The sequence below is a fragment of the Verrucomicrobiia bacterium genome, assembly GCA_019634635.1.
Classification (GTDB): Bacteria; Verrucomicrobiota; Verrucomicrobiia; order Limisphaerales; family UBA9464; genus UBA9464.
In genome coordinates this window covers 1-24503 of record JAHCBB010000022.1, presented here as the reverse complement: position 1 = coordinate 24503, position 24503 = coordinate 1, and the positions used below count along the sequence as shown (strand labels likewise).

General features: G+C 67.9%; 22 protein-coding genes and 1 tRNA gene. 12 read left to right on the top strand and 11 right to left on the bottom strand.

Going from position 1 to position 24503, the window contains the following annotated elements; translation table 11 throughout:
* Nucleotides 1–233: 233 nt before the first annotated feature.
* Together KF791_14310 and KF791_14305 are read right to left on the bottom strand one after the other, a co-directional pair.
* Nucleotides 234–2984, bottom strand: coding sequence for an excinuclease ABC subunit A (locus KF791_14310; GenBank protein MBX3733754.1), 2751 nt, complete (start codon nt 2982–2984; stop codon nt 234–236).
* Nucleotides 2985–3059: 75 nt separating this feature from the next.
* Complete coding sequence (locus KF791_14305) at nt 3060–4199, bottom strand: hypothetical protein (protein ID MBX3733753.1); 1140 nt, start codon at nt 4197–4199, stop codon at nt 3060–3062.
* Nucleotides 4200–4470: 271 nt separating this feature from the next.
* Here KF791_14305 and KF791_14300 point away from each other — a divergent pair, with 271 nt between their 5' ends.
* The 4 genes from KF791_14300 (at nt 4471) to KF791_14285 (ending at nt 7653) form a co-directional block, all read left to right on the top strand.
* Nucleotides 4471–4701: an antitoxin gene (locus tag KF791_14300; GenBank protein ID MBX3733752.1), complete on the top strand. Its 231-nt coding sequence runs from the start codon at nt 4471–4473 to the stop codon at nt 4699–4701.
* Nucleotides 4698–5129, top strand: coding sequence for a PIN domain-containing protein (locus tag KF791_14295; protein MBX3733751.1), 432 nt, complete (start codon nt 4698–4700; stop codon nt 5127–5129). Before KF791_14300 ends, KF791_14295 begins: the two co-directional genes overlap by 4 nt.
* 129 nt (nt 5130–5258) lie before the next feature.
* Nucleotides 5259–7097 carry a hypothetical protein gene (locus tag KF791_14290; GenBank protein MBX3733750.1) on the top strand — a complete coding sequence of 613 codons (1839 nt, stop codon included), beginning with the start codon at nt 5259–5261 and terminating at the stop codon, nt 7095–7097.
* Between the two features lie 142 nt (nt 7098–7239).
* Complete coding sequence (locus tag KF791_14285; GenBank protein MBX3733749.1) at nt 7240–7653, top strand: hypothetical protein; 414 nt, start codon at nt 7240–7242, stop codon at nt 7651–7653.
* Between the two features lie 184 nt (nt 7654–7837).
* On the opposite strand, the gene KF791_14280 is transcribed toward KF791_14285, so the two are convergent.
* Together KF791_14280 and KF791_14275 are read right to left on the bottom strand one after the other, a co-directional pair.
* Nucleotides 7838–9571 carry a hypothetical protein gene (locus KF791_14280; protein ID MBX3733748.1) on the bottom strand — a complete coding sequence of 578 codons (1734 nt, stop codon included), beginning with the start codon at nt 9569–9571 and terminating at the stop codon, nt 7838–7840.
* Between the two features lie 137 nt (nt 9572–9708).
* Nucleotides 9709–10371, bottom strand: coding sequence for an SOS response-associated peptidase (locus tag KF791_14275; GenBank protein MBX3733747.1), 663 nt, complete (start codon nt 10369–10371; stop codon nt 9709–9711).
* 115 nt (nt 10372–10486) lie between these two features.
* On the opposite strand from KF791_14275, the gene KF791_14270 reads away from it, so the two are divergent.
* The 3 genes from KF791_14270 (at nt 10487) to xseA (ending at nt 13513) form a co-directional block, all read left to right on the top strand.
* A complete protein-coding gene (locus tag KF791_14270; protein MBX3733746.1) occupies nt 10487–11275 on the top strand; it encodes a TIGR00282 family metallophosphoesterase in 789 nt (262 codons plus the stop codon).
* On the top strand, nt 11272–12033 hold the full coding sequence (locus KF791_14265; GenBank protein MBX3733745.1) for a HEAT repeat domain-containing protein: 762 nt from the start codon (nt 11272–11274) through the stop codon (nt 12031–12033). Before KF791_14270 ends, KF791_14265 begins: the two co-directional genes overlap by 4 nt.
* Before the next feature lie 142 nt (nt 12034–12175).
* Complete coding sequence (xseA, locus tag KF791_14260) at nt 12176–13513, top strand: exodeoxyribonuclease VII large subunit (protein ID MBX3733744.1); 1338 nt, start codon at nt 12176–12178, stop codon at nt 13511–13513.
* Here the strand turns inward: xseA and KF791_14255 are convergent, their stop codons facing one another.
* The gene (locus KF791_14255) at nt 13514–14101 is read right to left on the bottom strand and encodes a type II secretion system protein (protein ID MBX3733743.1); all 588 of its coding nucleotides are present in this window, start codon (nt 14099–14101) and stop codon (nt 13514–13516) included. It lies immediately after the preceding gene.
* A gap of 23 nt (nt 14102–14124) precedes the next feature.
* Nucleotides 14125–15090: a hypothetical protein gene (locus tag KF791_14250; GenBank protein ID MBX3733742.1), complete on the bottom strand. Its 966-nt coding sequence runs from the start codon at nt 15088–15090 to the stop codon at nt 14125–14127.
* A 130-nt stretch (nt 15091–15220) separates the two neighbouring features.
* Here KF791_14250 and KF791_14245 point away from each other — a divergent pair, with 130 nt between their 5' ends.
* From KF791_14245 to KF791_14235, 3 genes are read left to right on the top strand one after another with little or no spacing between them, the layout of a single operon-like run.
* On the top strand, nt 15221–16042 hold the full coding sequence (locus KF791_14245) for an ABC transporter permease (GenBank protein MBX3733741.1): 822 nt from the start codon (nt 15221–15223) through the stop codon (nt 16040–16042).
* Complete coding sequence (locus tag KF791_14240) at nt 16039–16782, top strand: ATP-binding cassette domain-containing protein (protein ID MBX3733740.1); 744 nt, start codon at nt 16039–16041, stop codon at nt 16780–16782. The genes KF791_14245 and KF791_14240 overlap by 4 nt, the downstream gene beginning before the upstream one ends.
* A gap of 36 nt (nt 16783–16818) precedes the next feature.
* Nucleotides 16819–17937: an MCE family protein gene (locus KF791_14235; protein MBX3733739.1), complete on the top strand. Its 1119-nt coding sequence runs from the start codon at nt 16819–16821 to the stop codon at nt 17935–17937.
* An 82-nt stretch (nt 17938–18019) separates the two neighbouring features.
* Here the strand turns inward: KF791_14235 and KF791_14230 are convergent, their stop codons facing one another.
* The 4 genes from KF791_14230 to dinB are packed head-to-tail and all read right to left on the bottom strand — an operon-like array spanning nt 18020 to nt 21764.
* Nucleotides 18020–18745 carry an ABC transporter ATP-binding protein gene (locus tag KF791_14230; GenBank protein ID MBX3733738.1) on the bottom strand — a complete coding sequence of 242 codons (726 nt, stop codon included), beginning with the start codon at nt 18743–18745 and terminating at the stop codon, nt 18020–18022.
* Nucleotides 18738–20021, bottom strand: a complete 1284-nt coding sequence (locus tag KF791_14225; protein MBX3733737.1) for an ABC transporter permease — start codon at nt 20019–20021, stop codon at nt 18738–18740. The genes KF791_14230 and KF791_14225 overlap by 8 nt, the downstream gene beginning before the upstream one ends.
* Nucleotides 20022–20055: 34 nt before the next feature.
* Nucleotides 20056–20637 carry a hypothetical protein gene (locus KF791_14220; protein MBX3733736.1) on the bottom strand — a complete coding sequence of 194 codons (582 nt, stop codon included), beginning with the start codon at nt 20635–20637 and terminating at the stop codon, nt 20056–20058.
* Nucleotides 20638–20675: 38 nt separating this feature from the next.
* Nucleotides 20676–21764 carry a DNA polymerase IV gene (gene dinB, locus KF791_14215; protein ID MBX3733735.1) on the bottom strand — a complete coding sequence of 363 codons (1089 nt, stop codon included), beginning with the start codon at nt 21762–21764 and terminating at the stop codon, nt 20676–20678.
* Nucleotides 21765–22474: 710 nt separating this feature from the next.
* Here dinB and KF791_14210 point away from each other — a divergent pair.
* Nucleotides 22475–22549: transfer RNA gene (locus KF791_14210), tRNA-Thr, on the top strand.
* Nucleotides 22550–22740: 191 nt separating this feature from the next.
* Nucleotides 22741–24018 carry a nucleotide sugar dehydrogenase gene (locus tag KF791_14205; protein MBX3733734.1) on the top strand — a complete coding sequence of 426 codons (1278 nt, stop codon included), beginning with the start codon at nt 22741–22743 and terminating at the stop codon, nt 24016–24018.
* A 236-nt stretch (nt 24019–24254) separates the two neighbouring features.
* Here KF791_14205 and KF791_14200 read toward each other — a convergent pair.
* Nucleotides 24255–24503: hypothetical protein (locus KF791_14200; protein MBX3733733.1), on the bottom strand; the 249-nt coding region annotated here is incomplete at its 5' end.

Genomic DNA, 24503 nt, shown 5'->3' with positions numbered 1-24503 from the left:
GCGGACGGCTCGCCGGAGGCTCGCCCTACCGGGGCGGAGGACCCGCTTGGGTGACTTGGTGGGGTGAGGCTCCTGCCGAACCGTGCGCGCCAGCCAGCGAGCTGGGCCCGTGGCGACTCCACAGGCGAACGGCTCGCCGGAGGCTCGCCCTACCGGGGCGGAGGACCCGTTTGGGTGACTTGGTGGGGTGAGGCTCCTGCCGAACCGTGCGGGCGGGGCCGGCGCTTTTCCAGTCAGGTGCGCCGACGCCCGGGCCGTCCGGCCGGGCGCTTGCCGACCATCGGCCGCAGGTAGCGTCCGGTATGCGACTCCCGGACCGCGGCCACCGCCTCCGGGGTGCCTTCGGCCACCAGCCGGCCGCCTCCCCCTCCCCCTTCCGGACCGAGATCCAGCACCCAGTCGGCCTCGGCGATGAGGTCCAGGTTGTGCTCGATCACGATCACCGTATGGCCGGCATCCACCAACCGTTGCAGGACGGCGACCAACCGCTGCACATCCTGGAGGTGCAGCCCAATGGTGGGTTCCTCCAGGATGAAGAGGTCGCGGCGTCGGCGTCCGCGCGGGACGGCTGCTGCGTCCGCCGCGGGTTCGCCGGGGGACGGACGCAGCCCGCCGAGCAGATGGCTGACGAGCTTGATGCGCTGGGCCTCGCCCCCGCTGAGCGTGGGGCTGGTCTGGCCCAAGCGCAGGTAGTCCAACCCGGTGTCCCGCAGCGCCTCGAGCGGACGCCGCAGCTTCGAATGGGCGGCGAAAAACTCGAGCGCCTCGGCGACGCTCAGGTCCAGCACGTCGGCAACCGTCTTGCCGTTCCACCGGACGTCCAGGGTCTCGAGATTGAACCGGGCCCCACCGCAGCGCTCGCAGCGCACCCGGGCCGTCGGCAGGAAGTTCATCTCCAGTTCCCGCACCCCCTTGCCCTCGCAGTCCGGACACCGGCCCTGCACGGCATTGAAACTGAAGCGGCCGGGTCCGTAACCCCTAAGGCGGGCCTCGGCAGAGCCGGCGAAGAGCTTCCGGATGTCGTCGAACAGGCCGACGTAGGTGGCCGGTGTGGACCGTGGGGTGCGACCGATGGGCGACTGGTCCACCTCGTGGACCGCCGTGAGGAACTCGTGGCCGGCGACCCGGGGCTCCGTGGTCGTGCGCCCCGGGGTCCGACCCGACTGGAGTGCCGCGGCGACGGCGGGGAACAGGCACTCCTTGACGAGCGTGCTCTTTCCGGACCCGCTCACGCCCGTGACCACGATGAATCGCTCCAACGGAAACTGGACGGTCAGGTCCTTGAGGTTGTTGCGCGCGGCCCCGTGGATCGTGAGCCACTCGACGGTCGCCGGTGCGCCCTTGCGCCCTCGTGGGGAGGCCGGGACCGCCGTGGGGACCGGACGCCGCTGTCCCCGCGTCGGATAGGATTTCGATTCCAGCGCTTTCAGCGACTGTCCGGTCACGGAATCCGGATGCGCCAGCAGCTCGCCCAGGGTCCCGGCGGCCACGACCGTGCCACCGCGGACGCCTGCGCCCGGGCCGAGGTCCACGATGTAGTCGGCCCGGCGCATGGTCGCCTCGTCGTGCTCGACGACGACAAGCGAATTGCCCCGCGCCTGGAGCTGTCCGAGGGCCAGGAGCAACTGGTCGTTGTCACGGCTGTGGAGTCCGATGGTGGGTTCGTCGAGGACATACAGCACGCCGCTGAGGTTGGATCCGAGCTGGGCGGCGAGCCGGATGCGCTGCCCTTCGCCGCCGCTGAGCGTGGTGACGCCGCGGCCGAGCTGCAGGTAGCCCAGTCCGACGTCACGGAGGAACCGCAGCCGCTCGCGGATTTCCGGCAGAATGTCCCGCGCGATCTCCGCCGCTCGTCCGGTGGGACGGAACGCCGCGGTCCAGTCCGCCGCCTCATCCACGGTCTGGCGGGCGAGGTCCTCCGGGGTCAGGCCTCCGCCCCTGGCGGTCCTGGGGTCGGCGGGGCAGGGAGGCAGCCGGACGGCCCGGGCCTCGGGACGCAGGCGGGATCCTCCGCATTCCGGGCAGGATTCGCGCGCGCCCTCGGACCAGCGCCACCAGTTCTCCTCGACAGCGTCCCCGTTGGCGCCGCGCTCCACTTCGGGAATGTGAAACAGCTCACCGAATCCCTTGCAGCGCGGGCACCACCCTTGGGCGGAGTTGTAGCTGAAGTTCTTCGGATCGAGGACGGCGAAACTGCGGCGGCACCGCGGGCAGGCCCGCTCCGTCGAGAAGACGGTGAGACGTCCCTTGCGGTCCAGGGCCTGCAGGACTCCCTTGCCGACCTCCAGCGCCTGCTCGACGAGGCGCCGCCGGTCCGCGGCGCCGGCGGTCCCGCCCCCGCGTGCGAGCGTGCCGATCACCACCTCGATGTCGTGCTCCTTGAACCGGTCGAGGCGGAACGGCTGGTCCACCGCGTACCATTTGCCGTCGGCGCGGAGTTCGCTGAAGCCATGCTGGCGCGCCCAGTCGGCCACCTCGGAGTGGAACCCCTTGCGGTTGCGGACGACGGGTGCAAGGAGGGTGATCTCGCCACGGCCGGCGACTTCGGTCTCAAGCGTCGCGAGGACCTCGTCGCGGGTCTGTGCCGAGACCGGAATGCCGCAATCGGGGCAGTGCGGCGTGCCGATCCGGGCCAGAAGGAGGCGGTGAAAATGATGGATCTCGGTGACGGTCGCGACCGTGCTCTTCCCGCCGCCGCGCGTGGTGCTCTGCTCGATGCTGACCGTGGGTGGCAGTCCGCTGATCAGGTCCACATCCGGACGTCCCAACTGCTCGACAAACTGCCGGGCGTAGGCGCTCATCGAGTCGAGGAAACGGCGCTGTCCCTCGGCGAACAACAGGTCGAAGGCCAGCGTGCTCTTGCCGCTGCCGCTCACCCCGGTCACGACCACGAAACGACCCCTCGGGATGTCCACCGAGAGATTTCTGAGATTGTGTTCCCGGGCCCCCCGGATGGCGATGACGCCGGCCGGGGGCGACACCATGGCGGCATCCAGTTCCTTCAGCACGGACGGGACGTTGGGGTGACCGTGGCCGGGGCGCAACTGCGGGCGGGCGGATCAGATCCGCAGCAGAATCTTGCGGCGATACATCCACCAGAGGATGCCCCACAGCAGCGCCAGAACCGCGGCGCCGTGGAGGAACGGTTCGTAGGGGCGTCCGGCGAAGGCGAAGAAGTCCTGTCCCAGGTGGGTCTTCAGGTTGCGGGCGAGGAAGCCGTCAAAGAGGTGGGCCATGCAATAGGCGGCGATCGAATTCATGCCGATGACCCGCAGGGGAAACGACCAGCGTTGGATGCCGGCAACGTCCACGACGGCATAAAATGCGGCCAGCAGCAGGAAGCACCAGCCGCCGCTGTAGAGCACCCAGCTCGGGGTCCAGATGCGCTTGACCACCGGGCAGAGGCCGGTGACGCCCAGCAGCCATCCGCCCGCCAGTCCGGTGACGCCGGCGACGACCAGCCAGAGGAGCTTGTCGCGGACCGGACGGGAATCGCGGAGCACGGTGCCGGCGAGCAGTCCGAGGACCATCGTGCCGAGGGTGGGAATGAAGCTCAGCGTCGAGTAGCCGCCCCCGTTGTAGCGCCACGGTTGGGCGCGCGGAAACCAGTTCAGGATCACGCCATCGGCGGCCCAGGCGAAGTTGCTGTTCTTCTGCCAGTGCGCGGCAAACCCCGTGTGCCCGTGTTCCCGCAGCCACTCGGCGGAGACGCCGACGGCCTCGTAGTCGAAATCGGGCCGGACGGGATACAGGGCAAAGGCGAGCCAGTAGCCGGCCAGCAGGACGGAGAGGCCGGCCCAGTGCCATCGGCGTCCGGCGAAACCGAGGGCGAACAGGAACGGATAGCCCAGACCGATCTGCGACAGCGTGTCCTCGAAGGTCCAGTTCGTCTGGCTGGATCCCGTGGATCGCAAGGCGACGCCGAGCAACACCAGGATCAGCGAGCGGAGCAGGGCGTGGAGCCAGAGGTGGCCGGGCGTCTGGCCCCTGGCGAGGCGTGCCGCAATGGAGAACGGCAACGCGACCCCCACCAGGAAGGAGAACGAGGGTTGAATGAGGTCGTGCAGCACGCACCCGACCCACGCGACATGGTCCTGATGCCGGCACAGGAAATCCCAGAAGGCGCTGGGCGTTGCCGCCTGGCGCAGGTTGGCGGCGACCCGGCAGAGGTGCAGCACCTCGGCCATCATCAGGAACATCACCAATCCCCGGTAGGCATCGAGGGAGGCCAGACGTCCCGGCGCGGACGCGGGTGGCACGGGGTCGCTTTCGATGGTGTTTCCCACAAGCGTGGGCGGAGCGTGCGGGTCGCCGTCGGGACTGTCACTCCGGAAAGCGCGTGCGGAACGCGGGCGGGTCCGCCGGCTCCCGTCGGGCGCATCCCGACGTGAACTGTGGGTGTCGCCTCAACGGGAGGGGGCGAATGGGCGGATTGACGCTTGGGTATCAGCGCATCAGCGTATCAGGGAAATGAGAACGACCGTCACGCTGGACAACGATGTCTTTGAAGCCGCTCAGGCGATGGCCCGGGCGTCCGGCAAGCGACTGGGTGAAGTGTTGTCCCAACTGGCCCGCCGGGGGTTGCGCGCCCCGGCGGAGACCGGGAGGTGCATCGGGTTTCCGGTGTTCAAGGTTCCTCCCAATGCCGCCGTCATTCCCAGCAGCCGTGCCGGCGACCTGCTGGCAAACGACGCGCCATGAAGTCCACGTTGCTGGATACCAATGTGCTGCTGGCACTTGCCTGGCCCAACCACCAGCACCATGGCGCGGCCCACCGATGGTGCGCGCGCGAGTCGAGGCGCGGCTGGTCCACCTGCGCCTTCACTCAGCTTGGGTTTATCCGACTGTCCTCCAATCCGGCCTACACGCCGTGTGCGGTATTGCCCCGGGAAGCGGCGGCGGTGCTGGAGCAACTGACGAACCACCCGCAACACACGTTCCTAGGGTCGCCGGTCGCCGCGTCGCCTGGAATCTATGTCCACGCGCTGGGCCACCAGCAGGTCAACGACGCCTGGCTAGTGGCGGTTGTCCGCCAGTCCGGCGGATGCCTGGCAACTCTGGACACCCGCCTGCGCGTCCACGATGCCGCTAAGGGGCTCATATTGGTCCTCGACACCGGGGACGGCTGAGGTCCGGCCCTCGACGCGCAGGAACGCTTTTGGAGATGACGCTGGATTCCATGCCTGGAATCAGGCGCCGGGAGGCCCGGGATGCCGCTTTGACTCCCGGCGCGAATTTCAATCAAGTTCCGTTCCATCATGAAATCCCGCCTCCTCCATGTCGCGCTGGCGCTGGTGTGCGCCGCCGTCGGGTCCGTTGCAGCCGCGCCCATCGCACTGCATCCCGACAACCCGCACTACTTTCTCTGGCGGGGAAAGCCTGCGGTCCTCATCACCTCGGCCGAGCATTACGGGGCGGTGCTCAACCTGGACTTCGACTACCGCAGGTACCTCGACACCCTGGCCGCCGAGGGCATGATGATGACGCGCACGATGAGCGGCACGTACTGCGAACCGGACGGCGCGTTCAACATCACCCGCAACACCCTCGCACCGTTGCCGAACCGGTTCATCACCCCGTGGGCGCGCAGCGATCAACCGGGGTACGCCGGCGGCGGCAACCGGTTCGATCTCACCCGATGGGACGAGGCCTATTTCCGGCGGCTCAGGGATTTCATCGGCGACGCGGAGCAGAAGGGGATCGTCGTCGAGTTCACGTTCTTTTGCCCGATGTACGAGGACAAGCAATGGTCTCTCAGCCCGATGAACGCGAAGAACAACGTCAACGGCCTCGGCGCCATCGGTCGCAACGATGTCCATACGCTGGACAAGAACGGCGGCCTGCTGGCCGTGCAGGAGGCCCTCACGCGCAAGCTGGTCACCGAATTGAATGCGTTCGACAATGTCCTGCTGGAGATCTGCAACGAACCCTACTTCGGCGGCGTGACCCTGGAGTGGCAGCGCCGCATTGCGGACGTGATGGTCGAGACGGAGCGCGGTCTGCCCAGGAAGCACCTCATCACGCAGAACATCGCCAACAACCAGGCGAAGATCGAGAACCCGCATCCGGCCGTGTCGGTCTTCAACTTCCACTACGCCACGCCGCCGGACGCGGTCGCCATGAACTACCACCTCAACAAGGTCATCGGTGACAATGAGACCGGTTTTCGCGGAACGAACAATGCGCCTTATCGCACCGAGGCATGGGACTTCATCCTGGCCGGCGGCGGGCTCTACAACAACCTCGACTATTCGTTCGTCGCGGGCCACGAGGACGGCACGTATGTGTACCCGGCGACGCAGCCCGGCGGCGGCAATCCACAGTTCCGGCGCGAGATGCGAATTCTGCGCGACTTCATCCACGGCTTCGACTTCGTCCGCATGCAGCCCGACAACTCGGTGATCCGGGGCGGCGTGCCGGCCGGCGGCACGGCGCGCGCGCTGGTGGAGCCGGGCAGGGCCATCGCGATTTATGTGCGCAACGAAGGCTCCACCGGGCCGTGGTCCGCACGGTGGACCGGTTTCATCGAGGCACCGGCGGGCGGTGAGTTCGCCTTTCACACGTTCTCCAACGACGGCATCCGCCTCTGGGTCAATGGACAGAAGCTCATTGAGGACTGGACCGACCATGGCGAGAAGGAGGACACGGGGAACATCACGCTGGAGGCCGGCAAGCGATACGCCGTGAAGCTCGAGTACTTCTACAACGGCGGCCAGGGCGTGTCGAAGCTGTGGTGGACGCCCCCCGGCGGCACGAAGGAACCGGTGCCCGCGAATGCGTTCCGGCTTCCGGACCAGGACGCGTGGGGATTGCGTGGCGAATACTTTCGCGGCACCGACCTGAAGAACGCCTGGGCGACGCGCGACGATGGTACAATCAATTTCGCGTGGGGCGTGAAGCCGCCCCTCAGCGGCGGGGCGGAGGACGGCTCCACCGCATTGCAGGTCGCGCTGCCTGCGGGGCACTGGACCGGCGAATGGATGGATACCCGGACCGGCGCGGTGCGGGCCACCGTCGAGTTGAGCGGCGGCCAGACCTGCACGCTGGGCGCTCCCGCCTACGAGGAGGACATCGCGCTCAGGCTGCGGAAGAAGTAGAGATCGAATGCAATGGTTCCCATCACCCTCCGACACAGGCAGCTCGTTCGCGGGAGGGGCTGGGGCGTGCCGCGAGGACTTCCCCCGTTCCTCGCTGGCGCGTTGGACTGCGGTTGCCTGTGCCTGTCTGCTGACTTCCTCGATGGCCGATCCCGCCGTGCCGGACGCCGCTCCGCCGGAGGTGCCCCGGTGGATCCTCGTCGGGGTCGCCGGCACCGAATCGAGCAGCTTCTACAACGATGATGGTTCCCTGACGTACGTAAACCGCGCACGGGGCCGTCACGGCGAGATCGGGCCGTGGCAGATGACCCGCCGCGCCTTTCTGGAGGTCCGGCGCCCCGGGGAGGTTTTTGAGAAAATGGGTGCCGACATCGCGTTTGCCGAGGCCATGGTCATCCGGCGATTCCAATGGTTGCAGGAGCGTACCAAGGACTGGGATGAAGCCGTTCGCGCCTATAATGCCGGTGTGTCCGGAGCCCGGCGCGGGCTCGGCCGCGATTACCTGAGGGACGTCAAGCGCTGGGTCCGTCGCATTGAACCGGAGCTGCTTCCCTGAACCGCGACAAATCGGATGGGATGCCGGGGAATCACCGCGTCTGGATTGCGACAGTGGGACGCTCAGGTTGGCGGGGCGTGCGGGATTGGGGCGGCACCTCCTGCCCCTGCGCGCCGCAAAGAAAAAGGGCCGATGACGGGAGCCCGTCATCGGCCCGTTGTGGGGGATCGTGAAGTCCGATGGATCAGGGTCCGCCAATTACGCGGAAGTACGATTCGTCACCGGCGGTCTGGGTGGAGTAGGACCGGACCTCCAGGTTGGTGGCGGCGTCCTGCCAGGTTCCACTGAGTGGGGAACGGCGCTGGACGGTGAACGGGGGATTTCCGCCGGACCAGGTGAACGTGAGGCTGCCGTCGGCAACCTGCGGGGCGCCAATGGCGATGGTCCCGGGCACCACCGACGCGTCGGCATCGAAGATGCGGAGGGCAGCGATGTTGTTGGGGGTGATGTCACTGTTTCCGCGGGATTCCCAGACGATGGCGATGGTGTCCCCGCGCCAGGCGACGCGCGGATGCCGGGACAGGCCGAGGGCTTCGGGCGGGTATTCGCCGGGCTTTTCGCTGACCCGGAAGATCGGGCCGACGGCCTGGCCGGTGGCGGTGAACATCCGGCCGAAAACCACGCGGCCCGAGTCCGGGAAGTCGGGGTACTGGTTGCTGGCATCGAACACGACGATGACCCGGCCATCGGGCGCGATGGCGGCGTCAACGCGATCGGTGTTGGGAGGGTTCTCATCGCCCTCATCGGCCACGGGACGCGACCAGCGCAGGGAGCCGTCGGCGTTGAGGACGGAGAGGTGAAGAAGGCCGCCGGCGGTGGCGGCATAGACGTAGGCGTCGGCACCGTTGCCCTGGAACCCGGTGCCATCCCCGCGGCCGCCGGCGGCGGCCTCGGGCACCTCGATGGCGTCGGCGAGGTCCACGTTCTCGGAGACGGGGACGCCGTCGTTGTCGAAGAAGCGCAGGGTGGTGCGCTGGCCGGAGCCGCCATTGAACCCCCAGCGGATGGCAAAGCCATTCGCGGTGACGGCGACGCCGTGCCACATGTCGGAGGGTCCCGGGGCGGAGGAGACGGCCGACCAGGGCTGGACCTCCCCGCCATCGGGTCTGACAACGCGGTAGGTGGTCACGTTGCCGGATTCCTGCCCGGTGAGGGCGTGATCGGCGGCCTGACGGGATTCATTGACGATGACGATGTTGCCGTTGGCGAGGTAGTGCCAGTCGGCGATGCGGACGGCGCCCTCGGGGGCGTAATCGTCCTCGGTGCCGCCGGCGAGGGTCAGGCCCGCGGAGGTGCCGTCGTTGTTGACGAGCTGGACGGGGGCGAAGGCGGCGCCGACGCGGAGCCCTTCACCGTTGAGACTCAGGTCATAGTTGATGGGGAAGAGATGGGCGATCTCATTGCCCGGGCCGTTGAAGCCGGTGGCGCTGATGGGATCGCGGACGGCATAGGCGGTGGCGCCCATGCCGAAGCCGGGGCCGAAGGGGTTGGCCTTGATTTTGGGACCCCAGGCGGTGCGTGCGGGGGTGGGAGTGCCGTCGGCGCGGAAGAAGGCCCGATAATAGGTATCAATGGAGGTGGGCGGCTGGGAGGCCAGCTCGGGGTTGGTGCTGGAAACCGTGATCTCCGGGGTGAGGCGGGATCCATCACGATCGTAGAGAGTCCAGGCGGCGGCCCAGTGGCCGATGACGGTCCCGGGGCTGTGATCATCCTCGAACCCGACGACGACATCCTGATTGGAAGTGATGCCGACGCCGAGGGAGGAAACCGTGTTGTTGTTGTGATCCTGGTTGACGTAGAGCGTGCCGGTGCGGGCTGTCAGTCCGACATCGGAGGGGTCCACGGGTTGCGCGCACACGGGCAGAGCCAGAAGGCTCAGTCCGGCGATGATGGGTGGGATGAGTTGGTCTCGTTTCATGAATTGCGGCATTGTCACACGCACCTGCGGTCAGACTCCAACCCTTTTCGCCACGAATTCGAACTCCACCGCACCGGCCGGGGAACGCCTCTCCCGGGCCGCAGCCGAAGATGATCCCGTCGCCTGTCCGCGAATCCTCACCCGGATTCGGGTTCGATGCAGGAGGGACCTTCGTGGCGGCTGTTGTTCACGTAGGTCGAGACCCGGGAGACGGTCAGCAATGGGTCGGGTGCCGGCTTCAGCAGGGAGAGCAGGGCATCCGGAGATGCATCCGGGTCGAGCCAGGTGTGGGCCCCGGGGCCGGAAAGGATCACCGGCATCCGGTCATGCACCCGGGCGGCCAGGCTGTTGGGAGTGGTGGTGAGCACGGTGAACGTTTCGATCGGTGCTCCGTCGCCCGCCGGATCGCGCCACGCCTCCCAGAGGCCCGCGAATTCGAACACCGCGCCGTCCGGGCGCGTGAACCGCCACGGACGTTTGCCCTCCGCCGCGACCTCCCATTCGTAGAATCCGTCGGCCGGAACGAGGCACCGGCGCCTGCGAAACGCACTGCGAAAGGCGGGCTTGGTGGCCACGGTTTCCGCGCGGGCGTTGATGCATTGAAACGCGAACTTCTCATCCTTCGCCCACGATGGGACCAGGCCCCAGCGGAGTGTGGCCACCTTGAGGGATCCCTCCTCGATGCGAAACACGGGTGCCGTCTGGCCGGGCGCGATGTTGAATCGCGGCTGCAGACTCCGCAGCTGGATCCGTACTTCGGCCAGTTCGTCCTGGACCACGGTCCGCCCCTGGAGCGTCAGCGAGTAACGTCCGCACACGCCCGCGGCATAGCATTGGGGAATCCTGGCAGGCGAGCCCCGAAACTGCGGCACCACCGCGGATTGCCTTTCCCGGCCGCTGACGCAGGCTCCGCCGGTGCGCGTGCTGTTTGTCGGAGACGTCGTTGGCGAGCCCGGACGCCGTGCGGTCCGGCAGTTGGTGCCGGGGCTTCGGCAACGGCTGCACGTTCACTACGTCGTTGCCAATGGGGAGAATTCGGCCGGGGGCGCCGGCATCACTCCGGCAACCGCCGGTGAGCTGTTCGACGCCGGTGTGGATGTCGTGACTTGCGGCGACCATCTCTGGGATCAGAAGGAGGTGCTGCAACTGCTGGATGCGGAGCCCCGGTTTGTGCGTCCGGCGAATTATCCGGCGGGGGTGGCCGGCCGGGGGTGGACGGTCGCCGAAACGCCCGGATGCGCCCCGCTGGCCGTGATCAATCTTCAGGGGCGAACCTTCATGGCGGCCCTGGAGAATCCCTTTGTCGCGGGTTCGGAACTCGCGCGACAGGCCCGGGTGCAAACCCCGGTGATCCTGGTGGATTTCCATGCGGAGGCCACCTCGGAGAAGATTGCGCTGGGCTGGCACCTGGATGGACAGGTCAGCGCCATCATCGGCACCCACACCCATGTGCAGACGGCGGACGAACGCATCCTGCCCGGGGGGACGGCCTGTCTGACCGACGCGGGGTTTACCGGCGGGCACGACGGCGTCCTCGGCCGCGAATGGCGCCCGGTCGTGGAGCGGTTTCTCAGGCAGACGCCGCAGAGATTTGGCGTCTGCGGGACCCGGGTGGTTTTGCACGGATGCCTGCTGGACCTGGAGGACGACACCGGACGCGCGCGCCGGATCGAGCGCATTGCGGAACCCTTGATGGAGCCGTGAGCCAGGAACCGCCGGCAACCCGGGCGGAAGGGGCTGAATGCGATGCTTCCGGCTCCCGGAGGACGTGGTGGCGACTGCGGCCGGTGCTGTCCGCGGGCGCGGCGATGCTGGTCGTGGCGGTTGTTGCCTATGGCTTCCTCCGGTCGTCCGCAGTGGAGCGGGAGGCTTCGCGGTGGGTGCGTGACTTCCATGAAACCCGCATGCGGAGCGACGCCCGGTGGCCCGACTGGCCGCTCTCGTACGCCGGGCAGCAGGCGTTGATCCGCAGGTTCACCCGGCCCGAATCCCCGGTGGCTCCGGTGTGGGACGGTGCCCGCCGGTTGCTGCCCGAGCGGATCCGTGCGGTGGTTCCCCGGTACCCGGGGGCCCGCGAGCGCGCCATCGTGCTGGGGCCGGTGCTCATCGAGATTCCGAAGATGCCGGCGGTCCGGCAGTCGTTGATGGAGGCGGCACTGAATCCCCGGGGGGCCAACCGGCGGTTTGCCGTCCAGTTTGCCTGCATGGACTGGCCGGTTCCGGTGAGCCTGCTGCCCTGGCTCGAGACGCTGGCCACGGATGCCGACCCGGTGATCCGTAGCGAGGTGGCCCGGGCCCTTCTGGGGATCCCGCCCGGCAATGCAGCGGTGGAGCGTCTGCTGGCCCAGTTGCAGTCCGACCAGGTGGCTGTCGTTCGCGAAGCGGCACGTTCAGGCTACCGCTCCGATGCGACGGGTGAGAGAGTTCCCTGGCCAGCAGACGATGCCCCGGAAACAAAATAGCCAGTGGGACTTTGGGGATCTTTTCGCCCGCCCCGCCGCCCGGACACCCCCGCGTGAGGAGACGCCCCCGCCTCCGCCTCCAGTGTCGTCCCCGATCGGGGCGGATCCGGATCCGGTCCCGGGAACGAGGAAGGTCCTCACGGTGTCTGAACTTACGGCGGGAATCCGCCGGGAACTCGAGGAGGCATTTGGCACGGTCACCGTGGGCGGGGAGATCTCGAATTTCCGTCTCCAGCCCAGTGGTCACGCCTACTTCGTGCTCAAGGACGCCCGCTGCCAGGTGAGTTGCGTGCGATTCGGCAGGAAGGGGGCGGCGGTGCCGGAGGTGCTTCGCGACGGCGCCCATGTGGTGATCTGCGGGGAGGTCACCGTTTACGAGCCGCGGGGCCAGTACCAGCTCCGGGTGCTGTCCGTCGAACTGGAAGGCGTCGGCGCCCTGCAGGCGGCATTTGAGCGGCTGAAGGCCCGGCTGGCCGGCGAGGGGTTGTTCGATCCGGAGCGGAAGCGTCCCATTCCCCGCTTCCCCCGCCGGGTGGGACTCGTCACGTCCCCTGCGGGCGCGGCGATCCGCGATGTCCTGCACGTCGTGACCCGTCGGTACGCCGGGCTGGAGCTGATGCTCGTTCCGGTGCGCGTGCAGGGGGACGGGGCGGCCTCGGAGATCGCGCAGGCCATTGCCCGCCTCAACGAGTTTTCCCTGACCGTGGCGCCGCTGGATGTCGTCCTGCTCACCCGCGGCGGCGGGTCCATCGAAGACCTGTGGGCCTTCAATGAGGAGATGGTGGCGCGGGCCATCGTCGCCTCCGCGATTCCGGTGATCTCGGCCGTGGGGCACGAGGTGGACTTCACGATTGCGGATTTCGTTGCCGACCTGCGGGCGGCAACCCCGAGCGCTGCCGCGGAAATCCTGACGGCGGCGTATGTGGACAGCCGGACCCGTGTGGCCGAGGGCGGCCGCCGGCTTCGCTGGCTGGCGCGGCGCCATCTCGATGAATGGATCGAGGCCGTGGCAGGCGGCTCGCGCCGGCTGCTCCGGCGGCATCCGCGTCGGGAGCTCTCCGAACGCACCCAGCGTTTGGACGAATCGTGGGAGGCGCTTCGGCGCATGACGCGCCGGCTGTTCCTCGATCGTTGCCGCCGTCTGGAGACCGTCCGGCAACGCCTTCTGGCGGTACGGCCGTCCGCAGTGCTGTCCCGGCGCCAGAAGGACTTGTCGGAGTGGCACCGGCGGCTTGCCGCCGCGCCCCGGGGGCGGCTCGAACCCCTGCGGTCGCGTCTGGACCGTCTGGCCTCGGGACTGCGGCTGTTGTCTCCGGAACGGGTGCTGGAGCGAGGCTACTCGATCACGTTTGCAGCGGAGACCGGCCGGGTGGTTCGTGCCGCCTCGGCGGTGTCCGCCGGGGACCGGCTGCGCACCCGCCTCAGGGACGGCACCGTGGATTCCACGGTGGCGTCGTCCGCTGTCGGGCGCGGGGAGTGATCACTTCAACATCGAGACGTGTCCGTCGGCGTAAACCGCATTCATCCCGCCGGAAACGCCGCCGGAATGCCAGGGCTGGTAGTCGTACATGAGGCGCTGCCGCGCGAAGTCCAGCGACGCCATCCTGCGGCGTCCGCGCAGGCCGATGGTGCGCCCGTTCAATTCCTCGGGCCATTCGTAGCTGGAGCCCTCGCGGGTGTACCAGCCAAAGCGGGTGATCACTCCATTGGTGGCGGTGAAGTCCTGGGGGCACTTGAACACGGAATTCGACGGCAGGTTGGTGGTCGCGGTCCGGCCCACGTACGGGGCCAGCACGTCACAGATCCGCGGATCGGGGTCGGCCGGATTGGTTGGCATGGAGGGCACCCGCTCGGCGGCCGGCAGGCGGTCCCGATTGTCGCCGGCGTAGGTGACGACGGCGATGCCCAGTTGGCGCAGGTTGTTGACGCAGGCGACTTCCTTGGCCTTGCGTTGGGCCTTGGCGAGGGCCGGCATCAGCATGCCTGCAAGGATGGCGATGATGGCAATGACGACGAGCAGCTCGATCAGGGTGAAGCCGCGCGCGGCCGGTTGGATTTGGGTCTTCATGGATGGAGAGGGGAGGGCGGCGTTCAGCGGGGACCCCCACGGCCGCCACCGCCACCACCGCCGCCGCGGCGGCGCTGGTCGCGCTCGGCGCGCTGCATCGGGGTGGAGTTCAACAGCGAACGGATCTGGCGTTGTTCCATGCGTTCCTGAAAGCCCGGATCCTGGGCCATCTGCTCAAAGCGGGCGCGCATCTGTTCCGGATTGGGCATGCGCTGGGCAAATTGCTCGCGATCCTCCTCGGACGGACGTTCGCGTCGGCGCTGCGGTTCCAAGGCATAAAACTTGGCCCACTTGCGGTTCGAGGCCTTGGCCAGTTTTGCGACGGCGGTGTCCATCGGGGCTTCCTTCAAGGTCAGGTTGATGCGCAACTGGGTGCCATCCTCGGGAACCACCTTCACCCGGCCAAACTGACGAAGGGACTGGGCAGCCTCAAGGGGTGCGGCCTCCCGCCATTCCACGGTCACGGGGCGCAACGCGGCGCCGCCCTCGAACGGCCCGCCCGGGCCGCCGGGTCCGCCGCCGAAACCCAATCCCATCGGGCCCGAGTTCGTCGAAGCGTCCGCCCCGTCGAGGGCCGCCTGGATGCGGGCGGCCATCGCGGCGAAATTCGGACGCGCGTTCCAGTTGGTCCAGCCCGGTGCTGGTTGTGGGGCGGTCCCGGCAGCCACCCGGCGGGCGGTCTTCAACCGGTCGCGGGTCGTGTAGAGGGGGTAGGCCACCGCCCACTGGGAGTTCACCTGCTCGGCAACGAGGTCGAGCACCACGGTGAGTGGCTGGTCGGTCACGTTGAGATTGACCCGGCCGTCCAGATCCTTGCTGACCTCAATGGATTCCCAGGTCTGCCACTTCAGCTTCCGGACAACGTCGCGCAGCGGCAGGTCATACGCCTGCAGGCTCACCACGTCCCGGTGAGCCCTCCAGGCTAGGCGGCCGGCATAGGCGGCCACCAGGGAGGCGGCCACGGTGATTAGGACGGCGCGGCGGTTCATAGTCGCCCATAGTGACGCCGGCCGCGGGGAATGGTTACGCGCGATCCGGGAATCGAACTGGGCGGCGGCCGGATGCTTCCGTCCTTTCCCGGGGCTCGCCGTGCGTGGGCCGCCGGTCTAGCCTGCCGGCGTGTTCGCTCCCGTTCGATGGTTGGACGCGCTGCTTGGCCGGATGGGCCGGCGGGTGCTGCGGCAGGTGGACACGGTGCGGCAGATCGGTGCGTTCACGTTGATCACCCTGGGGGTGACCGTCACCCAGTTCGGGATGGCACCGACCGTCGTGCGACCGCGGATCCGGGAGCAGATCATCCGGGCGGGTGTCAGACTGCTGCCGATTGTGGCCTTCATTGGGCTGGCGGTCGGGCTGTTGTTCATCGGCCAGACCCAGCGGCTGCTGCACCAGGTGGGACAGCCGCAATTGATTGGAAACCTGGTGGTCACCGTGCTGGTGCGGGAGCTGGCGCCGCTGACGGCGGCGCTGGTGGTGCTGGCCCGCGTGGGCACCCCGACGGTGGTCGAACTCGGCACGGCCCGGGCGCTCGGCGAAGTCGAGGCGCTGGAGGCCCTGGGCATTGACCCGATCCACTACCTCGTGCTCCCACGGGTGGTCGGCATCACGGTGGCCGTGTTCGCCCTCAGTGTGTACCTGCTGCTGTTTGCGCTCGTGTCGGGCTGGATGGTGTCCGCCGCGGCCAACGTGGCGCTGCCGCTCGGGCGCTATTTCGCCGAGATCGCCGGCGCCCTGCGTTGGCAGGATTTCCCGATGCTGGCGGCCAAGTCGCTGGCCTTTGGCGCCACCGGTGCGCTGATCGCCTGCTACCAGGGGCTGGCACGCCCCCTGCGGCTTGAGGAAGTACCCGGGGCGGCGACGCGCACCGTGGCGGAGAGCGTGGTGGCCTTTCTCGTCCTCGACGCCGGTTTCCTCGTCGTCCAGATGTTGACCTTCGCATGAGCACGCCGGCGGTCATCGAACTGGTCGGCGCGCGCATTGCGTGGGAGCCCGACGCCGAACCGGTGCTTACGGGAGTGACGTGGCAGGTCCAGGCGGGAGATTTCTGGATCCTGAGCGGTCTTCATGGGTCCGGCAAAAGTCTGTTGCTGGAGACGCTGGCCGGGATCCGCCCGTGCGCCGGCGGGGAGCTCCGGTGGTTCGGGCAGCTCGTCGCCGGGGGAACGGGTCCCGCCACCGGACGTGGGCCCCTGCGACGACGGGTGGGGATGGTGTTCGATGGCGGCGGACGGATGTTCGGGCAGTTGTCCGTGGCCGAGAACATCGCCCTGCCGGTGAGCTACCACGACGGGCTGCGGATGGATGAGGCGGTTGAGGCGACCGCCCCGCTGCGCGCCGCGCTGGCGCTCGACCGGCTCGCGGCGGCACCGGCCGGCCGGATCGGGCGCGCCTGGATGCAACGGGTGGCCCTCGGCCGGGCGCTGGCCCTGGGTCCGGAGGTGCTCCTGCTCGACAATCCGACCGCCGGCATGGACCCGGACCATGCCCGGTGGTGGCGTCAGTTCCTCACCGCGTTGGCCGCCGGGCATGCGCCGGTGTCCACACGCCCCATCACCCTCGTGACCACGGTGGATGAGGCCCAACCTTGGGCGGGGCTGGGACGTCAGTTTGCGGAGGTCGGCGACCACAGGCTTCGCACCCTGAATCCGGGGAACTCCGGCGACCGCGGGTCCGGGGGTTGACCTTCCACGACCGGGCGTCCTTGCTGTTCCCAGAACATGGCCCTCCAAGATCTCACCCCCCAGTTGCGCACACGGCTTGGCCGCGTCGAGCGACTGGTCGGCCTCTTTCTGCTGCTGACGGTCCTCCTGATGCTGGCCGGCCTGGTGTATTTCGTCCGCCACACCGCGCGGGAGCGCGGCTGGTTTGTTCCCAAATTTCCCTATTACACGTTTGTGGGCGAGGTGACCGGACTGCGGGTGGGCACGCCCGTCACGATGATGGGCTTCACGGTGGGTGAGGTGACGCACATTGATCAGGGACCGCCCGACGAGTGGTTTGTCGCCAACCGATTCTATGTGTTCCTCGGATTCAATGTGCGGAAACCCTACGACGGCTACATCTGGACGGATTCGCGGGTCCGGATCGGCGGGGGCGATTTTCTCGGGACGCGCACGCTGGAGATCACCCGGGGCAGCGAGGGGGAGGCGACGGTGAAGCGCGTGGCCGGGGAGCCGGTGCGGATGCTGTCGGATGACTTTCTGTTCGACCCGACGATCACCCAGCGCACCTACCGTCCGCTGGACGAGGTGGGCAACGGCTTCTGGCTTCAGTCCGTGGAGACCCAGCCGCTTCAGAGCCGCCTCGCGGAGATTGCCACCACCGTCAGCGAGGCGTTGCCGCAGGTGTTCGCGCTCACCAATGAACTGGGGAAGGTGCTCGGCAACCTGGCCTTGATGACCGATGAGATGAATGCCGCGATCCCGAAACTGGACGCCACCGTCGAGCAGATGAACGGGTTGCTTGGCGATCTGCGTCCCGCGCTCAACACCCCCGGGGGCCTCGGCGACCTGCTGGTGCCCACCCCTGTGGCGTCCCAGCTCACGCTGACCCTGTCCAATCTGAACCCGGGCACGGGCCCCATTGCGCTCACCTTGAGCAACCTCAACGGGCGCATGGCGGATGTCGGCCTCGCGCTGAGCAATGTGAACCTCCAGCTCCAGCAGAACACCAACCTGCTGGCCGACGCCAATGAGCTCACCCGAAGCGTCGGGTCGCTGGCCGTCAGCATCGAGACGCTGCTCAAGCGCCACTGGCTCCTGCGGTCCGCCTTCCGCACCAACACGCCGCCCCCCCCAAGGCCCGCGAACCCGCCGCGGAATCTGCGCCGCTTCTGAGCCGGATCCGCACCGGGAACATTCCCGGAGGTTGCGGGATGCCGCCACGGGCGTCCGGTGCGGGATGCGTGCCGGCCCGCGCCTACGTCAGCCGATCCCAAGCGTCGTTTGCGAGCGGTTCCTCCGTTGCGGAGTCCATGATCCGCCCGTCGGCCATCGCGACCACCCGACCCGCATGCGCGGCGACCCGGGTGTCGTGCGTGGCGATCACGAGCGTCGTTCCGAGCTCCTGACGCAGCTCGAGCAACAGCTGGAGGATTTCCTCGCCCGTTCGCGAATCGAGGTTGCCGGTGGGTTCGTCGGCCAGGATCAATTGCGGACCATTGACCAGGCTGCGTGCGAGGCAGACCCGTTGCTGCTCCCCGCCGGAGAGCTCCTGGGGCAGATGGTCCAGCCGGTCGCCCAAACCCACGCGCCGCAGCAGCTCCCGCGCCCGACCGATCGCCTCGCCAAAGGGGTGCCGGGCCATACGCGCGGGCAGGGCCACGTTCTCCAGGGCGTCGAGCTCCGGGAGCAGGTGATACGACTGGAAGACATACCCGACATGGCGGTTGCGGAACGCGGGCAGCGCCGACGAGGACATCCGCCCCAGGGACGTCCCTTGAAACCGCACCTCTCCGGCATCGGGACGATCCAGTCCGCCGAGCAGGTGCAGCAGGGTGCTCTTGCCCGCGCCGGAGGCGCCGCAGAGGGCAACGAACTCGCCGTGTTCCACCGTGAGGTCCACCCCGCGAAGGACCTCAAGGGTCCGGTGGCCGATCGCGTAGATCCGGCGGAGTCCGGTGGCCTGAAGGCAGGGATTACTCATTGCGCAGGGCCTGGACGGGCTGGAGCCATGCGGCGCGCAGGGCCGGGAGCACTCCCGCCATCAGGCAGATGACCAGCGAGCCGCCGCAGATGATCGCCACGTCCGAAGGGACGATCCGCGCCGGCAGATCCATGAACTGATAGATGGAGGATGGAAACAGGTCAAAGCCCAGCCGTGCATTCATGAAGTGCAGGAACTCATTCCGGTAGCGCAGCGCCAGCATGCCCAGGACGAAGCCGCTGGCGACGCCCAGCACGCCCACCACCGCGCTTTGTCCAAGGAACAGCATGGCGACGCTGGACGGCCGTGCGCCCAGGGCCTTCAGGACGCCGATCTCGCGCGTCTTCTGCACGACGAAGGTGATGAGCGCACTCATGTTCCCGAACGCGGCGACGATCACGATGAAGAACAGGATGTAGAACATCAGGGCCTTCTCGGTGGTGAGTGCATCCAGGAAATCGCGGTTGCCCGTCAGCCAGTTGCCGACCGAGTACCCGGGACCCAGCGCTTCCTGGAGCTGACGGGTCATGCGGTCGGTCGCCACCTCCCCGGGGTCGTCCAGCATCACGGCCAGCCCCTGCACGCCCTCCCCCTCGCCCCAGAGGTCCATGCCGTCCGTCAGCGAGGTGACCACGACGGTGGTGTTCAGATCCTCCAATCCCAGGTCGAGCAGCCCTCGCACCCAGTATTCGTCCCCGGTGACCACCTCCTCCTCCTGACGACGCTGCGCCTCGCGCATCCGTCGGAAGGACGGGACCGAATACACGTCGAGCCGGTCGCCCACCCGGATTCCGTGCTCCCGTGCGAGCCTGGAGGGAACGAGCACGCTTTTGGGGGAAAGGCGAAATTCGCCCTGGACCAGGTTGCGGCGGATGTCCGAGACCCGGTCCTCGAGTTCCGGGTCCACGCCGCGGGCAATGACGCCGAACACGTGGGAGGAGCGGCCGTCCTCCGGTTGCGTTTCGACCAGCACCTGGGCGTTCACGTACGGCGCCGCGCCGCGGACGCCCGGCTGGTTCGCGATCCGCTCCATCAGCGGACGCCACTGGGTCATCGCGCCCGGCCCCGCCAGTTCGACCCGGACGTGGGCGCTGAAACCGGTGAGCCGTTCCCGCAACTGGATCCCGAACCCCGTCATCACCGAAATGACGATGATGAGCACCGCCACCCCCAGGGCCACGCCAAGGATGCAAATGAGGGTGATGACCGAGACGAAGGTGCGCTTGGGCCGGAGGTATCGCAGGGCCAGGGCGAGTTCGTACGGCAGCGGCGACATTGCGTGGCGTGGACGCTACTTGCCGGTCCGGGCTTTACAAGAGTGAGGCGACGCGCCGTCCCGCCGCAGCGAGCAACGGCTCGCCATGGGCAAACATCGCGTGATCGAAATCGGGCAGCCCGCGCAGGGATTCGCGGAGGAGGCGAGAATCGCGGCAGTACTGGTCCGGCAGGATCTCCAGCCCGCGCCCCGGAAGGTTCACCACGGCGTCCCCGAAGATCATCAGGGACCGCTTCGGGAGGAGGAATGCGGTCTCACCCGGAGGGCCGCCTGCAAGGGGAATGCGGATCCAACCCGGAGCCGGGTCCGCGTCCGGGTTCGCGTCCGCGCCGGCCCCCCACCGTTGAATTCCCGGCTGGGTTGTCCCGGCTTCCGGCGAACACCACACCGGGACCCCTTCGGCCAGCCAGGCGGCGGCGGCGCGTTCATGATTTTCGTTGGTCAGGAGGACCCGGTCGCCGGACGACCGGGGTAGCGCCACTTCGGAGGGCGGGACGATGGGGTCGAAGATCCGCAGCCCGTCATCCGATCCCACCGCGTGGGCGGTCAGCTCCACCCGATGCGCCGGGGAGAACGCCGACCAGCGGAAAACGGCGGGCAGGATCTCCTCGATCATTCCTGACGAGGCTACCGGTGCCGGGAACCTGGCGGAACTCAATTGAGGTTCAGCTGGAGCTGGACCGACTGGAGTTCGAGGAGATTGCTGACGCCAAGGCCGAGGAGGCGCAGGGGCCGGTGCACGAGATGCTCGCGCGCCAGGAGCCAGCAGGCGAGGCGGTAAAGGTCGGCGGCCTCGAAGACCGGGTCCCCGGCACTGTGCTGGCGGGTGAGGGTGGTGAAGTCGCCGTACCGGACCTTCACCTGCACGGTGCGTGCGGCAAGTTGATGCCGTTGGAGCTTCCCGGCGATTTCCGCGGCCTGTTCGCGCAGGCAGGCCCGCAGGGTGGGGCGGTCGGCGGTGTCGGAAAGGAAGGTGTTTTCGCTCGAGATGCTCTTCACGGTGTCCCCGAGATCGAGCGGACGGTCGTCATCACCGAAGGCGAAGCGCTTCAGCGTAGGGCCGAAGGAGCCGGCGAAGGACTGGAGTTCCCCGGGGAAGTCCTGAAGGTCGCCAATGGTGGTTATTCCAGCGCGTGCCAGCACTTCGGCGGTCACGGTGCCGACACCCGGCAATGCGCGGCAGGGCAGGGGGCGCAGGAATGCGGTGCGATCCCGGTCCGGAATGAGCGTCAGGCCATCGGGTTTGGCCAGGTCGCTGGCCAGCTTGGCCAGCAGTTTGTTCGAGGCAATGCCGACACTGGCCGTGAGCCCGCGCTCGGCCTGGATCCGCTGTTTCAATCCGCGGGCCAGGGACAGGACTGCCAGCAATGCCGCTTCGGGATCTCCCACGCCGGAGGCACTCACCAGTCCCGAGGCGTCAAGATAGGCCTCGTCCACGGAGACCTGCTCGACGGCCACCCCCGTCTCGCGCACCCGCCGGAAAATTTCCCGGGACTCCTCCCGGTAGCGGTCCATGCGCGGACGGACAAAGACCCCGTCCGGACACAGCCGGCCCGCCGTGCGACTGGGCATTGCGGAGCGCACGCCGAACTTCCGGGCCTCGTAGCTGGCGGCGGCGACCACTCCCCTCTGGTCCGGGGGTGATCCCACGATCACCGGGCGTCCGCGCAGCGGCGGGTGGTCGCGCTGTTCCACGGAGGCGAAGAAGGCGTCCATGTCGAGGTGCAGGATGACCCGCGGCACCCGGGCATGATGCGCACAGTGCAGTTCCAGGGAAGCATGGGTCGCATCGTTTGCCCGGCCGGGATCGAGCTGGGTGCCGCGACTCACTCAGCGCCTTCGGTGCCCCCTCTCGGTGGGGCAAGCCTCTGGCGAGCCGTCCGCGTGTGGAGTCACCACGGGCCCAGTTCGCGGTTGGCGCGCACGGTTCGGCGGAGCCTCACCCCACCGGGTCACCCCAAATCTCCTCCACCAATTCACCCATCAGGACCGCCTCCGGGTGGGGGAGCCTCCGGCGAGCCGTCCGCGTGTGGAGTCGCCACAGGCCCATCTCGCGGTTGGCGCGCACGGTTCGGCGGAGCCTCACCCCACCGGGTCACCCCAAATCTCCCCCACCAATTCACCCATCAGGACTGCCTCCGGGTGGGGCGAGAGTCCTCGCGAGCCGTCCGCATGTGAAGTCGCCACAGGCCCATCTCGCGGTTGGCGCGCACGGCTCGGCGGAGCCTCACCCCACCGGGTCACCCCAAATCTCCTCCACCAATTCACCCATCAGGACTGCCTCCGGGTGGGGCGAGAGTCCTCGCGAGCCGTCCGCATGTGAAGTTGCCACAGGCCCGGTTCGCGATCGGCGCGCACGGCGGAGTCACGCAAGTGATTTGTCGCTTGCGAGGCACGAACAACTTCCTCAACGTGCCAGCGGTGGACGGCACCCCTGCGGGGACGTCCGGAATGCCGGTGTAGCTCAGTGGCAGAGCAGCTGTTTCGTAAACAGCAGGTCGTCGGTTCGAACCCGACCACCGGCTCCAAATGTTTTGTACATAACATGTTGCTGGGTCTCAACCGGGTAGCCAGGCTCCCTTAGCGTCGTTTGTTGGCGGTGCTGTGGCTCCGCTTGGCAGTCAATGGGCGTATCATCCCAGAAGGCTATCCATTCTTCCTGCCCTCCTTCGTGTCTGCACCTGCCTCTTTCGACGCCTTCGCCTCACGCGAAGCGGGCATTGCCGTTGTCGGTCTCGGATACGTGGGATTGCCACTGGCCGTGGTCCTCGCGTCGCGCTTCCGCGTGACCGGCCTCGACATCAACCCGGTGCGCATTGAGGAGCTGAAAAGGGGCGTGGATCGCACGCGCGAGCTGACTTCTGAGGTGCTGCAGCGGCACCCCGTTGAGTTCACCACCGACCCGGCGGTGCTGTCCGAAGCCCGCCTGATCCTGGTGACCGTGCCGACGCCGATTGACGGCCATCGGCTCCCGGACCTGGGCCCTCTCCAGGGTGCCTCGCGGATGATCGGACGCCATCTGAAGCCGGGGACCACCGTGGTCTATGAATCCACGGTCTATCCCGGCTGCACCGAGGAGGACTGTCTGCCGCTGATCGAGGCCGGGAGCGGGCTGCGGTGGGGGGAGGATTTTTTTGCGGGCTATTCGCCGGAGCGCATCAACCCCGGGGATACCGAGCACACCGTGGACAAGATCCGCAAGGTCGTGGCCGGCGATGGTCCGGCGACGGCGGACCTGCTGGCCCGCGTGTACGGCGCGGTGATCAGCGCGGGCGTCCATGTGGCGGCCACCATCAAGACTGCGGAAGCCGCCAAGGTCATCGAGAACACGCAGCGCGACCTCAACATCGCCCTGATGAACGAGCTGGCGTTGATCTTCGAGCGGCAGGGCATCAACACCCTGGACGTTCTTGAGGCGGCGGGCACCAAGTGGAATTTCCTGCCGTTTCGTCCGGGTCTGGTGGGCGGCCACTGCATTGGGGTGGATCCCTACTATCTCACCTTCAAGGCGGAGAGCCTGGGGTATCATCCGGAGGTCATCCTCGCCGGACGCCGGATCAACGACACCATGGGCAAGCATGTGGCGGAGCAGGCGGTGAAGCGTCTGATTGCCACGGACCGGGCGGTGAAGGGGGCCCGGGTGTTGATCCTGGGATGGACCTTCAAGGAGAACGTGCCGGACATCCGGAACACGCGGGTGGTGGACATCCACCGGGAACTGCGGGCGTACGGCATTGAGAGCCGTCCGCACGATCCTCTGGCGGACCCGGATGAAGTGGAGGCCGAGTATGGGATTCGTCTGGTGGCGGACGTGGATGCGTCGGGACCTTACGACGCGGTAATTCTGGCGGTGAAGCACCGGCAACTGGTCGAGGAATACACCCTCAAGCGTCTGCGTGGCCTTGGCAACGGCCGCCCGCCCGTGCTGCTGGATGTGAAGGGATTCTTCCCCGCCCGCGCCTACCGCGAAGCCGGCTTTGATTTCTGGCAATTGTGAGGAGAGGCGGGGCTGGAGGCGGCGGCTGGAGACCGGAAGCTGCAGGTCCATGGGCTCCATCCGAGGATTTGGGCGTGAGCCAAAGGCTGACCTCTCGGTCGCGAAGCGTCGTGGAGTGCGGTAGCCCTCTACCGCTTTCCCCCAGGGTTCAATGAACGCGGGAGGAGAAGGATGCGCCCCCGACGCGGAAGGACGCCGCGGTGGCAAAGCGCCAGGGGGCTGGCGCAGTCCAAGACCTAGCGGCGTGCCGATGGCTTGTGGGGGTCGCGAAGCGTCGTGGAGTGCGGTAGCCCTCCGCCGTTTTCGAACACCGCGCCACCGCGACCACCGCAGACTTCCACCCGACAACTCCACCCGCCGCGGTCCCTGAACTCGGGGCGGCCTCCGGCCTCCAGCTTGCGGCCATCCCCGCCCACCGCGTGACCCGCAAATTGCCGGTTGCCCGCGGCCCGCTCCGAAAGCGGCGGAGGGCCGCCGCACTCCAG

What these genes read in the sequence shown, in the direction of transcription:
- KF791_14255 (MBX3733743.1), bottom strand. Translation starts at nt 14,101, where the DNA reads ATGAAGACCCAAATCCAACCGGCCGCGCGCGGCTTCACCCTGATCGAG.
- KF791_14310 (MBX3733754.1), bottom strand. Translation starts at nt 2,984, where the DNA reads ATGGTGTCGCCCCCGGCCGGCGTCATCGCCATCCGGGGGGCCCGGGAA.
- KF791_14305 (MBX3733753.1), bottom strand. Translation starts at nt 4,199, where the DNA reads ATGTTCCTGATGATGGCCGAGGTGCTGCACCTCTGCCGGGTCGCCGCC.
- KF791_14295 (MBX3733751.1), top strand. Translation starts at nt 4,698, where the DNA reads ATGAAGTCCACGTTGCTGGATACCAATGTGCTGCTGGCACTTGCCTGG.
- KF791_14235 (MBX3733739.1), top strand. Translation starts at nt 16,819, where the DNA reads ATGGCCCTCCAAGATCTCACCCCCCAGTTGCGCACACGGCTTGGCCGC.
- KF791_14285 (MBX3733749.1), top strand. Translation starts at nt 7,240, where the DNA reads ATGGCCGATCCCGCCGTGCCGGACGCCGCTCCGCCGGAGGTGCCCCGG.
- KF791_14230 (MBX3733738.1), bottom strand. Translation starts at nt 18,745, where the DNA reads ATGAGTAATCCCTGCCTTCAGGCCACCGGACTCCGCCGGATCTACGCG.
- KF791_14225 (MBX3733737.1), bottom strand. Translation starts at nt 20,021, where the DNA reads ATGTCGCCGCTGCCGTACGAACTCGCCCTGGCCCTGCGATACCTCCGG.
- KF791_14220 (MBX3733736.1), bottom strand. Translation starts at nt 20,637, where the DNA reads ATGATCGAGGAGATCCTGCCCGCCGTTTTCCGCTGGTCGGCGTTCTCC.
- KF791_14250 (MBX3733742.1), bottom strand. Translation starts at nt 15,090, where the DNA reads ATGAACCGCCGCGCCGTCCTAATCACCGTGGCCGCCTCCCTGGTGGCC.
- KF791_14300 (MBX3733752.1), top strand. Translation starts at nt 4,471, where the DNA reads ATGAGAACGACCGTCACGCTGGACAACGATGTCTTTGAAGCCGCTCAG.
- KF791_14280 (MBX3733748.1), bottom strand. Translation starts at nt 9,571, where the DNA reads ATGAAACGAGACCAACTCATCCCACCCATCATCGCCGGACTGAGCCTT.
- KF791_14290 (MBX3733750.1), top strand. Translation starts at nt 5,259, where the DNA reads ATGAAATCCCGCCTCCTCCATGTCGCGCTGGCGCTGGTGTGCGCCGCC.
- KF791_14240 (MBX3733740.1), top strand. Translation starts at nt 16,039, where the DNA reads ATGAGCACGCCGGCGGTCATCGAACTGGTCGGCGCGCGCATTGCGTGG.